Source organism: Oribacterium sp. oral taxon 108 str. F0425 (genome assembly GCF_000214455.1).
Lineage (GTDB): Bacteria > Bacillota > Clostridia > Lachnospirales > Lachnospiraceae > Oribacterium > Oribacterium asaccharolyticum.
This window is the reverse complement of record NZ_AFIH01000001.1, coordinates 2,438,159-2,451,507: the sequence shown is the minus strand read 5'-3', so window position 1 is coordinate 2,451,507 and position 13,349 is coordinate 2,438,159. Positions and strand designations below refer to the sequence as shown.

General features: G+C 46.6%; 12 protein-coding genes. 10 read left to right on the top strand and 2 right to left on the bottom strand.

Annotation, left to right across the window (positions count from 1 at the left end):
• Positions 1 to 50: 50 nt before the first annotated feature.
• The 10 genes from HMPREF9124_RS11045 (at position 51) to HMPREF9124_RS11000 (ending at position 11,014) form a co-directional block, all read left to right on the top strand.
• Positions 51 to 1,367 (top strand): galactose ABC transporter substrate-binding protein, encoded by a 1,317-nt coding sequence (locus HMPREF9124_RS11045; RefSeq protein WP_009429077.1) that lies wholly within the window; start codon positions 51 to 53, stop codon positions 1,365 to 1,367.
• Positions 1,342 to 2,919: a BCCT family transporter gene (locus HMPREF9124_RS11040; protein ID WP_050791234.1), complete on the top strand. Its 1,578-nt coding sequence runs from the start codon at positions 1,342 to 1,344 to the stop codon at positions 2,917 to 2,919. The genes HMPREF9124_RS11045 and HMPREF9124_RS11040 overlap by 26 nt, the downstream gene beginning before the upstream one ends.
• A 6-nt stretch (positions 2,920 to 2,925) precedes the next feature.
• Positions 2,926 to 3,612: a YesL family protein gene (locus HMPREF9124_RS11035; protein ID WP_009427858.1), complete on the top strand. Its 687-nt coding sequence runs from the start codon at positions 2,926 to 2,928 to the stop codon at positions 3,610 to 3,612.
• A 197-nt stretch (positions 3,613 to 3,809) separates the two neighbouring features.
• Positions 3,810 to 4,652 (top strand): DUF6553 family protein, encoded by an 843-nt coding sequence (locus HMPREF9124_RS11030; protein ID WP_009429896.1) that lies wholly within the window; start codon positions 3,810 to 3,812, stop codon positions 4,650 to 4,652.
• The gene (locus HMPREF9124_RS11025) at positions 4,627 to 5,295 is read left to right on the top strand and encodes an HAD family hydrolase (RefSeq protein WP_009429239.1); all 669 of its coding nucleotides are present in this window, start codon (positions 4,627 to 4,629) and stop codon (positions 5,293 to 5,295) included. Before HMPREF9124_RS11030 ends, HMPREF9124_RS11025 begins: the two co-directional genes overlap by 26 nt.
• Positions 5,296 to 5,354: 59 nt before the next feature.
• Positions 5,355 to 6,497, top strand: a complete 1,143-nt coding sequence (locus HMPREF9124_RS11020) for a putative ABC transporter permease (protein WP_009429957.1) — start codon at positions 5,355 to 5,357, stop codon at positions 6,495 to 6,497.
• Between the two features lie 38 nt (positions 6,498 to 6,535).
• Complete coding sequence (locus tag HMPREF9124_RS11015) at positions 6,536 to 7,759, top strand: pyridoxal phosphate-dependent aminotransferase (protein WP_036597860.1); 1,224 nt, start codon at positions 6,536 to 6,538, stop codon at positions 7,757 to 7,759.
• Between the two features lie 531 nt (positions 7,760 to 8,290).
• Positions 8,291 to 8,881, top strand: coding sequence for a DUF3793 family protein (locus HMPREF9124_RS11010; RefSeq protein WP_009428334.1), 591 nt, complete (start codon positions 8,291 to 8,293; stop codon positions 8,879 to 8,881).
• A gap of 241 nt (positions 8,882 to 9,122) precedes the next feature.
• Complete coding sequence (locus HMPREF9124_RS11005) at positions 9,123 to 9,545, top strand: flavodoxin (RefSeq protein WP_009427658.1); 423 nt, start codon at positions 9,123 to 9,125, stop codon at positions 9,543 to 9,545.
• 356 nt (positions 9,546 to 9,901) lie between these two features.
• Positions 9,902 to 11,014 (top strand): NAD(P)H-dependent flavin oxidoreductase, encoded by a 1,113-nt coding sequence (locus HMPREF9124_RS11000; RefSeq protein ID WP_009429581.1) that lies wholly within the window; start codon positions 9,902 to 9,904, stop codon positions 11,012 to 11,014.
• Between the two features lie 17 nt (positions 11,015 to 11,031).
• Here the strand turns inward: HMPREF9124_RS11000 and HMPREF9124_RS10995 are convergent, their stop codons facing one another.
• Positions 11,032 to 11,397, bottom strand: coding sequence for a DUF488 domain-containing protein (locus HMPREF9124_RS10995; RefSeq protein WP_009428608.1), 366 nt, complete (start codon positions 11,395 to 11,397; stop codon positions 11,032 to 11,034).
• Positions 11,398 to 11,666: 269 nt separating this feature from the next.
• Complete coding sequence (gene hcp / locus HMPREF9124_RS10990; RefSeq protein WP_009428531.1) at positions 11,667 to 13,310, bottom strand: hydroxylamine reductase; 1,644 nt, start codon at positions 13,308 to 13,310, stop codon at positions 11,667 to 11,669.
• Positions 13,311 to 13,349: the final 39 nt, after the last annotated feature.

The following is a 13,349-nucleotide window of genomic DNA, read 5'->3' as shown; positions in this document are numbered from 1 at the left end:
AAAAGAGAGGACTTGAAAGAAGGATTGCTCAAAGCGAAGGGAGGAAAGAGATGCGTGTGAATAGGAGAAGATTTTTAACTTGGATTTTGGTTGTTCTTCTGCTTTTTTCTTTATCTGCCTGTAAAACGAGTGAGAAGAGAAGGGAAAAGAAGAAAATAAAGATCGGCATCACCCTGTATGACAGTCATGATACCTTTATCACCGGCTATATGAGCGCCTTTGACAAGGAAGTGGCGGAGAAGCGTGCGGAAGGCTATGAGGTGGATGTTCTCCGTTTCAATGCGGAGGGAAGTCAGTCCGTGCAAAATGAGCAGGTAGAGGAAATGCTGCAGAATTCCTGTGATGTGCTTTGCATCAATTTGGTGGACCGGACTGCACCGTCCGAGATTATTGACATGGCTAAGAAGAAAAATACACCGGTTGTCTTCTTCAACAGAGAACTTGTGGAAGAGGATTTGTACCGCTGGAATCAACTCTATTATGTCGGAGCGGATGCCAAGCAATCCGGAATATTACAGGGAGAATTGGTAGCGGAGGATATATTGGCGGAGGCGGAGAAAGAAGCTTCCGGAAGAGAAGAAGGAAAGGAAGAAGGGCTTTCGGCAGAGCATGAAGAAGAGTCGATTTCTTCTGCGGAAGAACCGGGAGCGCCGGAAACGACAAGGACTCTTGAAGAAGAAACGGCGCCGGAAGAACCGGCGCCGGAAGGCGTTACGGAGTCGGAAACGGAATGGGAAGGTGAGCTTGGCGGGAGACTCTTAGGGGAAGAATTCGATACGACAGTACAGTCAAAAACGGAGTCGGAAAAGTCTGTAGCGTTACCGCGAAGTGTAGACAAAAACGGAGACGGTAAGCTGCAGTATGTCCTCTTTGAGGGAGAGGCAGGGCATCAGGACGCCATCATGCGGACCGAGTATGTGGTCAGTACTTTGCAAAAGAAGGGGATTCCTCTGGAAAGACTCGGATACGGCATTGCAAACTGGAGCAGAGCGGAAGCGCAGAGTAGGATGATGCAGCTTTATTCGGAATTAGAGGATAAGATTGAATTAATTCTTTCTAACAATGATGATATGGCTCTTGGCGTATTGGATGCGTATGATAAAATAGGGGTGCAAAAGGATGCGCGCCCATGGATATACGGCATTGACGGAACCATGGCAGGCATCAATGCCGTTAAAAAAGGAGCAATGAAGGCGACGGTGTATAATGATGAGATGGCACAGGCCAAGGCTCTTTTCAACATTGCCTTTCAGCTTGCGACAGAGGATGGAGGAAAGGAAGGGGATAGGGATATCCAGAAGATTACCAAAATTCCCTACAGGAAGGTAACCGGTGAAAATTATGCAGAATTCAGAGCAGAAGAGTAATAGCGAAAAAGAGAGATTGGATTTTGGTATCAGCGGGATTCCCCTTTTGGCGATTCTCCTGATGTGCTTTTTCTTTTTCCGTTTTCCGGAGAATTCGAATCGGGGACTATCTGCGATTCGCAGCTTTTTGGGTTCGGAATTTGCCGTATATTACCTGGGCTTGGGGCTCTTTATCTTTCTTCTCTCTTTGTTTATTGCCTTTTCTCCCTATGGAACGATTGTTTTGGGAAAGCCGGACGAGAAGCCGGCATATTCTTTTTTTACCTGGGGAAGTATGATGTTCACTGCGGGGCTCGCGGCGGATATCCTGTTTTACTCTCTCTGTGAATGGATTTTGTATGTGAGAGAGCCTTATATTCAAAGCCTCGGTAATGCGGAAGAGTGGGCGACCGTTTACACCCTGTTTCACTGGGGTTTTATTCCCTGGGGCTTTTATCTGGTTCTTGCGGCGGCTTTCGGGTTCATGCTTCATGTTCGGAAACGGAAGAGGCAGCGTTATTCGGAAGCTTGCAGATCGATTCTCAAAGAAAAGACGGACGGAATACTGGGACGCGGAATAGACCTTTTGGCTGTTTTTGCATTACTTGCGGGGACCGCCACGACCTTTTCCGTGGCGACACCGCTTATGGCTGAAATCATCAGAAAGGTTCTGCCTGGCTTTTCTACGGTGACTTTAACCATTCTGATTCTGGTCATTACCTGCGTGGTCTATACCTACTCCCTCTTAAAGGGCATGGCGGGGATTTCTCTTTTGGCAAAAACCTGCACCTGGCTTTTCTACTCGCTGTTATTTTATGTCTTCTTTTTCGGAGGGGCCGGAAATTTTATTTTGAAGCACGGCTTTTCCGCTTTTGGGAAAATGGTGGAACACTTCCCGAGCATGGCGACCTATACGGATGCACTCGGGGAGAATCATTTTCCGGAGAATTGGACAATCTTTTACTGGGCCTACTGGATGGTTTGGTGTGTGGCATCTCCCTTTTTTATCGGAAGTATCAGTAAGGGGAGAACGATACGGCAAACCATATTGGGAGGCTATGTCTTCGGAGTGGGCAGTACTTTTGTGAGCTTCCTGGTTTTAGGAAATTACAGCCTGTCTCTGGAACTCTTCCACAGAGTCCCGATTCTTTCGATTTATGAAAAGACACAGTCTCTTTATGAGGTGATCGTACAAGCCCTGGAGGCCCTTCCGCTGGCACCTTTGGTACTGGCTCTGCTCTTCCTTACCATGCTTGCTTTTTATGCCACATCCTTTGATTCGATTGCTTTGGTGGCATCGCAGTACAGCTATAAGAATTTGGAGGAAGGAGAAGAACCGAATAAGAAGGTGCAGGGATTTTGGGCGGTTCTCTTGATCCTTTTACCGCTTGCTCTGGTTTTTTCGGAAAGCTCTATGGCAAACCTGCAATCGGTTTCAATTATTGCCGCCTTTCCGATCGGATTTATTATTCTCTTGATCAGCTTCAGCTTTCTAAAAGATGCCAAGGCGTATTTAAAGGAGCTGGAAAAGAGGAAAACGGGAAATAGCGAGGAAGAAGCGGGAAAGGAATAAAACGAAATGTTACAAGGCTTTTTTAATTATGACAACGATATATGGCGCTTTGTGGGCAGACTTGCGGACATCATGGTACTGAACTTACTTTGGATCGTCTGCTCTCTTCCGATTGTGACCTTCGGGATTTCCACGACTGCCCTGTACTATTGCACTTTGAAAATCGTGAAAGATGAGGATGACGGAAATTTTCGTATGTTTTTCCGTTCCTTCAAAAGGAACTGGAAGGAAGGGCTGATTATCTGGCTGATTCTTCTTCCCGTCCTGGGCATTTTGCTTTTGGATCATCGATTCTTCACCGTGCTGTTTCAGAATCATGCCGTCCTGCGCTTTCTTCTGCAGGGAATTACCGATGCACTGATTTTGCTTTGGATTTTCGTATTTCTATATGTATGGCCGCTTCTCTCCCGCTTTGAAAACAGCTGGCAGAAGGTGATGCTCCATGCCTTACTGATGTCTATTCACCACCTTCCCTATACCTTGGGAATTCTGGCTTTGGACTTTGCATCGGTCATTCTGGTTTTCTTTTTACTGAGACTTGTTCCGATGTTTGTTCCCGTCTTCTTTATTTTGGGATTTCCGCTGCTGGCTTGGATGAATTCCGCTTTTTTCAGGAGGATTTTTGCCCGCTACGAGAAAAAGAAGCCGGAAGAGCAAGAGCCCGAAGAGGAAAATGTACAAAGTGAGAAATAAAAAAACTCCCATAAAAGGGAGGAGGCAGGGGCAACACCAAGGTTACTCCTGCCAAGTATTATGAAAAAAATCTATTTAATGAATAACGTTTATTTCGTTATCTGCATGCAGTATAAAAAAGAGGCATGAATAAACTATGTTTATGCTGTAAACAATGTGATAACAAAATATGAATGAATCATGAACTGAGAGGGAATATGCTGTTTAGAGAGGATTTAGCGGAAGAAAAAGATCCGTTTTCGGATTGGCCGGAGAGCTTCTATGAAGAGAGGAATCCGGAAAAAAGGGAAAAGCTTATTTTAGAAAAAATAAGACGCTTGCAGGGAGATGCGCCGGAAGAGCAGAGTGAAAACGGGAAACAGGAAGAAGAGCAGCCGGAAGAACAGAGTGAAAACGGGAAGCGGGAAGAAGAGCAGCCGGAAGAACAGAGTGAAAACGGGAAGCGGGAAGAAGAGAAGCGAGAAGAAGAAAAACGGCTAAGTGTGCTTTATGAACGCTATCCGAGCCTGCAGGATCGTCCGCTCCGGGAAAGCAAAGCGTTTCAAAAGAATCCCATCATTGTGGACCGGTACATGTACAGCTGGATGAATATTCTGATTGCAGGCAGAACCGGGATTCACTTTTGGAATCGAAGGGCGGTAAAAAAAGAGCTTGATAAGCTCCTCGATATTTTTGTTCCGGACGGGAAAATGGAAGGACAAACGGAAGGCGGAGCGGATGCGCTTTCGGCTTTGCGACAGAAAGAGATAGAGTGCTTTGCCTTACTTTGGCTGGAAAACTGTGTAAAGGATAAAAGCTATGGCTCTACAGTCTTTGGGATGATTCGCATGAGCGATGAGTCGCTGTCCAGAAAGATGGCGGAGGAAATAGGAGAGGTTCTGCTGTTTATTCCTGCGGCGGTAGGCTTGGAAGAAAAGGCAAGACCGGTGAAAGAAGTATTTTTGGAGCTCTATTTCCGGAAGATTAACGGGGGAGAAGAGCAATGGAAGACGGTAATGGAGGAAAGGGGTCTGAATGGAAATGGAAGCAGTGATTTTTGATGTGGACGGAACGATTTGGGACAGTGCGAAGGAAGTAGCGGAGTCTTGGACGGAGGCGTTTCAGAACTACCCTGAGAGCAAGGGGAGAGTTCTTACGGCTGCGGATTTGGAACCGTATATGGGGCTCACGATGGAAGCCATCGGAGAGGGGCTGCTTCCCGGATTGGAGAAGGAGAGAAGAGAAGAAATCATGTGCTATGCCATGGAGTATGAAAATATTTACCTGGCAAAACATCCCGGCAGGTTTTTTCCGGATTTTGTTTCTACGGTGAAAAGCTTGGAGAAAGCCGGGAAAAAACTCTTTATCGTCTCCAACTGTCAGTCGGGCTATATAGAAGCCATGCTTACTGCGGCAGGCTTAGCCTTCGGGGAAGGGCAGCTTATCCGGGATATCGAGTGCTTCGGAAATACCGGAAAATCCAAGGCGGAGAACATCCGTCTTGTTATGGAAAGAAACGGTCTGAGCCGGGAAAAGACGGTTTACCTCGGCGATACCGCATTGGACCGTGCTTCCGCAAAGGAATGCGGGATTCCCTTTATTTTCGCTTCATACGGTTTTGGGAATCCGGAGAGCTTTGAAGAGAAAATCACTTGTCTTAAGGAACTTCCGGAAGCGCTGGAACGGCTTGCAAAGAGGGGATAGAGCTCGTTTCCTTTTGCCGAAAATTTGTAAAAAAGTCCATTTTGTGCTAGGATATGATTTTGCAGAAAGATACAAAGAGGTATTTTTATGGGGTCATATACGGTATTACAATGGACTACTTTTTTATGCTCTATTGTATGTTCGGATGGTGTTTTGAATCGGCTTACTGCTCCATCAAGTCGGGGCACCTGCAAAACAGAGGATTTTGCCATGGACCATGGCTTCCGATTTACGGCGTAGGCGCGTCTCTCTTACTTCTGTTTACGCAGGGGCATGAGGGGAATCGACTGTATTTGTTTTTGGTCGGCTTTTTCGGCGGTACTTGCTTGGAGCTCGTTACCGGATTTTTAATGAACAAAATCTTCCATATGCGTTGGTGGGATTATTCGCAGAATCCCCTGAATTTTCACGGCTACATTTGTTTACCGGCATCCATTGGCTGGGGGCTTGCCGCCATTTTCGTGATCCGGGTAGTGCATCCTCGAATTGCCAGTATTCCGGAGACCTGGTCCTACATCACCTTTGTTGTGATGAATACCATTTTTTATACTTTATTTGTGGAAGATGTGATTTTCTCCGTGATTGCCGCACTGGAACTGAAGGAAAGAGTTACACGTCTGGCGGCGAATTCGGAGGAGATTCAGCTTTTGAGAAAGTCCATTGCCGAAGTCTATGAGAAACTTGCGGATACCAGGGCAGAGTGGGAACAGTCTGCGGAAGAAATCCGGGAAGTCCAGAAGACGGAAGGCAATGTAGCGGCGGCAAAGCTGGTGGCGAGCTCCGTAAAGGATTCCACCGTAGCGGTAGCGAGTACCGTAAAGGATTCCACCGTAGCGGTAGCGAGTACCGTAAAAGATTCTACCGTGGCCATGGCGAGTTCCATGAAGGACTCCACCGTGGCGGTAGCCAGCAGCCTGAAGAACTCTGTCGTAGCGGTAGCGGGCAATGTCAAGGATTCCGCGGAAGCCATCTTCTCTGGGCAGAAAACGCTCGTTGAATTGGAAAAAGACAAGACCCGTCTGGAAGAGAGACTCTCTCTTCTGGAAGACGGCGGAAATGAAAACAGCGGAAAGATGCCTTGGTGGGTAAAAACGATGCTTCGGAACAATCCGGAGGCGGTGTCCGAGGCAAGTGGATTTGACGATTTAAAGAAAGCGGCTCTAAAGCCCTTAAAGGATACAAATCAGCATGGAAGCCTTTAGAAAAAAAGAAGCTGAATCAAGCTCTTTAGGAGGAGGAAATGAGTTTAGCACGCACGATGGAAGGTCTCATGGCAGGGAATTCCGTCATTCGGAAAATGTTTGAAATGGGACAGGAAATGGCGAAAAATTATGGAAAAGATCAGGTCTATGATTTCAGCCTGGGCAATCCGGTTGCGCCGGTACCCTATGAGGTGAAGAACGCCATTATCAGCCTTTTGGAAAATCAGGATCCGCATGAGATTCACGGCTATATGAAAAATGCCGGCTTCGATGATGTTCGGACACAGGTTGCGGAGCATTTGAACTCCCGTTTCGGGCAAAACTACCATAAAGACAATATTTTACTTTGTGCAGGTGCTGCAGGGGGACTGAATATCCTTATGCGCTGCCTTTTGGACGAGGAGGATGAGGTCCTTTGCTTTGCCCCGTATTTTACGGAATACAAGTCCTATGTTTCGCATTATAAGGGAAAACTGGTTGTAGTTCCGATGAAGGCGGACGATTTCTCTCTGAATTTGGACGCTGCAGAGCGGATGATCAGACAGAGAACCAAGGCGGTAATTCTCAATAACCCGAATAACCCCAGCGGCATCATTTACTCCGAAGAAGAACTGCTTCTTTTAACGAAGATGCTGAAGGAAGCGGAAGAAAGAGTGGGGCATCCGATTTATCTGATTTGCGATGAACCGTATCGTGAACTGGCCTACGACGGACGGGAGGTCCCGTATTTACCGAATCTGTATCGAAACAGCATCTATCTCTATTCCTTTTCCAAGACACTTTCCATTCCGGGTGAGCGTATCGGCTATATGGCAATTTCCGATGCAGTGGAGGACGGAGAGCTGCTTATGCAGGCGGCAATCATTGCAGGGAGGACACTCGGCTTTGTGAATGCCCCTTCTCTATTCCAAAAGGTAATCGGGCAGTGCCTGGATGTGAAAATCGACTTAGGCTTCTATGACAGAAACCGTAAATTACTCTACACGGAGCTTACCGAAATGGGCTTTACCTGTGTACCGCCTCAGGGCGCCTTTTATCTTCTTGTGAAGTCCCCTCTGGAAGACACGGAAAGCTTTGTGAAGCTTGCGGAAAAGCAGCATATTATTTTGGTTCCGACGGACGGATTCGGACTTCCCGGTTATTTCCGTTTAGCCTATTGTGTGCCTTATGAGAAAATAGAAGCGTCTCTTCCGGCCTTTCGTGCTTTGGCGGAAGATTGCAGAAATTGGAAGAGTGACAAGGAGGCGGAAGAGGAGGGATAGACTCTCTCCGAGGGGATGCTAGAGCATTATTAAAACGGGTCGCGTGAGATTTACCCCTGCGTTATCCGCGTATAAGAAGATAGCAAAAGAGCAAGGCGTGCGCCTTGCTCTTTTGCTATCATTTTGAAGGGGGACTCCGAAACCTGTATTTACAGGAGAAGGTTCCGGAGTTGAGTATGAAAAGCTTTTTTATTAGTTACATCTTATGTAACTGTGTATAGGATAATCGGAAACTGTGATTAAAATATGTTTTATGACTTAAAGAAAAATAAAAAAGATAAAGAAAAACAGTAGAAAAGAAGGAAAGGATGAAAGAAATCTTACAAAGCTGCAAGAATTGCGGGGGAGGACAGGTAAGAGAAGCAAAAGGCGGAAAGAGAGGAATCTGTTCCTTCGGACTAAAAAGCACTGGACAAAGTTAGGTGTTACTAATATAATCTTCGTTATGGTTAGTTAATATAAACTAACTAATAGAGGGGTAATTATGGAGAAGGGCAGAGTATTCTTTAAAAAAACAAGACAGCAGAAGATTTGGTAAAAGAACATCTCTGTCTGAATGCACCGGTTATTGTCGGCTTAAAGCCGGCGGCAATCTTTACAGTCACGAAGGAAGAAAAGAAATTATTGGAAAGAGTGCTGCTCCAAAGAAGAAATGCGGGAGCAGAACAGGGAACGGAAAGCGAGCTCTCCATTTTGACTTTATATTCAGCAGAAAAGGAAAGCATTTTACTATACCGAAAAGAAACCTTACTTCGCCATTTGGCGGATAAAAGGGTACAGCGTTTTTTGTATTCCTTGCATCTGGGATATGAGGAAGGAGAAGACTGGATTCTACGTTTTAAGGAGCGCTTCCAAAACTATAAGGGGGCGGGAGACGTATTTCCTCACGAGGTCGGGATTTTCTTGGGCTATCCTCTTTGGGACATTCGTGCATTTATCGAGAATCCCAAGCAAAAGGCGAAGCTGACGGGGTACTGGAAGGTTTACTTTGATGTAGAGGGGGCATTGAGACGTTTTCAACTTTTTGACGAATGTATAGCCCGCTTTACAGCGTTTGCCGAGCGTTGTGAAAATTTGGCTGTGATGGCCGGGTACTGCTGTGAGGAGGCTTTTGCGGCATAACCGAGAGCCATTGTAAGAAGGCTAGGGCGGCATAGCCGGGAACTGCTGTAAGAAAGCAACGGCGGCATAGTCGGAAAGATTCCCTAAGGAGGGGATTCATTTATTCGTGTTCCATCTATTGGAAAGGAAAGCTTATTGCAAACAGGACAAAGAACTGTTGCAATCGCAACAAGCAATTCCCGGTAAAATAGTATGATATAGACAAAGGAGCAAATGTATTTTTTACAAAGGAGGACAAACGATGATTAAGGTTGTATTTTGGAGCCAGACAGGAAATACAGAGGCTATGGCCGATGCGGTAGTAGAGGGCATTCAGGCTGCAGGCGGAGAGGGAAAGGCAATCAGCGTATCCGATATTTCCGCAGCCGATTTGGCAGGAGAATCCGTTTTTGCTTTAGGATGTCCCGCAATGGGAGATGAGGTTCTGGATGAGGGCGAGATGGAACCTTTCGTAGAAGAGTTGCTTCCGTCCGTTTCGGGAAAGAAGATTGCTCTTTTCGGATCCTATGACTGGGGTGATGGAGAGTGGATGCGTACCTGGGAAGGAAGAATGAAAGAGGCCGGAGCGGTTTTAGTGGCGGAGCCCGTTATCTGCAACCTGACACCGGATGAAGAAGGACTTGCAAACTGTAAGGCTTTAGGAGAGGCTTTGGCTAAGGCTTAAGGAAAAAAGGAGATATCGCAGGCTTTGCGAGCGATACTCGTTATGAACAAGCTGTCTCAGGCTTTGCCCGCGTCACTTGTTAAGAATAGAAAGAGGTTCTGCATACGCAGGGCCTCTTTTTTGCTGTGAGAGGACGGCACGCCTCCTACTCGATTCTTAACAAATAAAACACGGAGGATACGGTTAATATTTCAAAATATTTAATAAATACACAAGAAAGAATGTATAAAAATGACTTTACGGGTATTTTCAAAAGATTTAAGATAGAGCAATCAAATAATTAAAAATATTGAATCATATGAACTCGTTTTTTTCATATAGGAATTCCCTTTTTCATTACGGAAAGGATACGGAAAATGAATCAGTTGAAAAATTGCTTGGAAAACAGAGGTTTGGAGATTCCCTTAATACAGGGAGGAATGGGAGTAGGCGTTTCCCTTTCCGGCTTAGCGGGGGCTGTGGCAAAAACAGGTGCTATGGGCTGCATCAGCACCGCGGACTGCGGCTACCGTGAGGAGGATTTTCGCCGTTCTCCTGAGGAAGCGAATCTGCGGGCCTTGCGGAAGGAGATCCGAAGGGCAAGAGAACTTAGCGAAGGAAGAGGACTGCTTTCCATTAACGCTATGGTTGCCACAAGACAGTGGGAGGATGCTATAAAAGTTGCCGTGGAAGAGGGAATCGATGCCGTGATTTCCGGAGCGGGCCTGCCCTTAAGCCTGCCGGAGCTGGTACCGGAGGGAAAGGCGCTTATTGCGCCCATTGTTTCCAGTGGCAGGGCGGCCAAGGTTTTACTCAAAACATGGAGCCAAAAGTATCAAAGGACTGCCGATTTTGTGGTTTTGGAAGGCCCCTTGGCAGGAGGGCACCTGGGCTTTAAGGCTGTAGAAGTGGAGGAAGGGAAGGCTAAATCGCTGGAGGAATTGATTCCGGAAGTTTTGGCCGCATTACAAAGCTTTGAAGAAGAATTCGGCCGGAAGATTCCGCTTTTTGCGGCAGGGGGAATCTGGAGCAGGGAAGACATTGTAAGAGTACAAGAGGCGGGAGCTTACGGTGTACAGATGGCTACCCGTTTTATCGGCACCGAGGAATGTGACGCGAGTACCGCCTATAAAGAATATCTTATTTCCAAGAGTGAAAAGGACCTTGCCATCATCCATAGTCCGGTAGGAATGCCGGGAAGGGCGGTGAAGAGCCCTATGCTGGAAAAGCTGGGAGAAACAGGTCGCATTCCCCCGAAACATTGCTCCCGCTGTATTCACAGTTGCGACCCGGGAAGTGTGAAATATTGTATTACTCATGCTCTCATTTCCGCAGTAGAGGGAAATGTGGAGGAGGGTCTCTTCTTCTCGGGAGCCAATCTGGGAAAGCTTCGGGAAATTGTATCGGTGCGGGAAATTGTGGAGGAATTGTTCCCAAGGAAGGAAAAAGCCCCCGTCCCGGAAGGAACGGAGGACATTTTGAAAGCGTAAAGAATGAAGAGCCGCTTTTATGCCAGCTTCTCTTTCAGCCACTCCAGTAAGACCACGGCCTGATTCATTTTCTCCTCTTTGGAAGCGAAGAGGAGACTGACATTTTCCTTTTCCAGATGTTCTTTTACGAGCTGAATCAAGCTTTCTTTATCGGGATTGTTTTCCAGTTCCTCACGATAGAGCTCACGAAAACGAGGAAAAAGCTCTTCCTTGTGGTCAAACCACTTTCTCAGGTGGGTGGAGGGGCTGAAATCCTTTGCCCAGTAGTCAATTGCCGCTTTTTCTTTTGCCACGCCTCGTGGCCATAATCGGTCTGTTAATATTCGAAAACCGTCCGTTTCAGCCTGCGCAAGATAAATTCGTTTCGTTTGTAATCGACACATATTGCACTCACTTTCTTCCCAAGAGGAAATCTGCAGTGTTGCATAGAAAACGGGAGTACCGGCGTGAATCCCGGAAAACTCATTTTCCTAAGAACTACACTACCAAATCGAGCCTATTACGATATTCGTTTTATTGTATAGATAAATATAGCATATGCGAATAGCAGTTTCCAGTAAATTTAAAAAAGAGATTGCCCTCTTTCGGGACAATCTCTTTTTCTGATCCTTAACGAGTATCGCTCGCGCAGCGTGCAGTATCCCGTTTCTCTTTATGCTGTTTCCGGGAAGAAAATCTTCATGTCGTCTTCTACGGTTCCGATTCCGGCAATACCGAAGTTCTCTACGAGAACCTTGGCTACGTTCGGAGAAAGGAAGGCGGGAAGGGTTGGTCCAAGGTGAATGTTCTTTACTCCTAAGTAGAGAAGGGCAAGAAGAACAATAACAGCCTTCTGCTCATACCAAGCAATGTTGTATGCGAGTGGTAACTTGTTTACATCATCCAAGCCGAATACTTCCTTCAGCTTCAGAGCGATTAAGGCTAAGGAGTAGGAGTCGTTACACTGTCCGGCATCGAGAACTCTTGGAATTCCACCGATATCGCCAAGATCCAGCTTATTGTACTTATACTTTGCACATCCTGCGGTTAAGATTATGGCATCCTTTGGAAGTGCCTTGGCAAACTCTGTGTAGTAATCTCTCTTCTTCTGTCTTCCGTCACAACCTGCCATAACCACGAACTTCTTGATGGCGCCGGACTTTACAGCCTCTACCACCTTATCCGCGAGGGCAAATACCTGCTCATGCGCAAATCCGCCCACGATGGTTCCGGTCTCGATTTCTGTTGGAGCGGGGCAGGACTTAGCCTGTTCAATGATAGCGGAGAAATCCTTGATTTCGCCATACTTTCCGCCGATGTGCTTGCATCCGGGATAACCCGCCGCACCGGTAGTCCAAAGTCTGTCTTTGTAGCTGTCCTTTGGCGGAACGATACAGTTTGTGGTCATCAGGATTGGTCCGTTAAACGGCTCGAACTCTTCCTTCTGCTTCCACCAAGCATTTCCGTAGTTTCCTGCGAAGTGCTTATACTTCTTAAAGAAGGGATAGTAGTGGGCAGGGAGCATCTCGGAGTGGGTGTAAACATCTACGCCTGTGCCCTCTGTCTGGTCGAGAAGCATTTCAAGGTCCCTAAGATCGTGTCCGGAAACGAGGATTCCCGGGTTATTGCGAACACCGATATTTACGGTTGTGATTTCAGGATTTCCGTAGGTGGAAGTATTTGCGCTGTCAAGAAGGGCCATACCCTCTACACCGGCCTTACCGGTCTCTAAGGTAAGAGCTACCAAATCGTCTACGGAGAGGCTGTCATCCAAGGTTTTTGTAAGAGCCTTCTGGATGAAAGCGTCAACATTGGCATCATCCTTTAAAAGTGCGTTTGCATGCTTGGAATAAGCGGCAAGACCCTTTAATCCGTAAGTGATTAACTCTCTTAAAGAACGGATATCTTCATTTTCCGTAGCTAAAACACCGATGCTCTGTGCAAAGATCTCGTAATCCTTCTCTGCGACTTCCACGGTTGCGGCCTTTGGAAGCTTTGAGCTGTCGGAAAGTGTTGCTCTAACCGCATCTCTAAGCGCGAAGGTTTCCTTAATATTTTCCACGATAGCATCCTTATCAAAGTTTGCATTGGTAATGGTGATGAAAAGGTTCATCGTTACGCGGTGATTCAACTCCGGAGAAACTTCTTTTCCCTCGGCTCTTAACTCTTCAGCCACAGCGGATAAGCCCTTAGTGGCATAGACCAAAAGGTCCTGCATAGCCGCGACATCCGGTTTCTTTCCGCAAACACCGGATACGGTACATCCGGAACAGTTTGCCGTTTCCTGACACTGATAACAAAACATCTTATTCTCCATTTTTCCCTCCTAAGAAAAAACCTGACTCATTCTTACTTT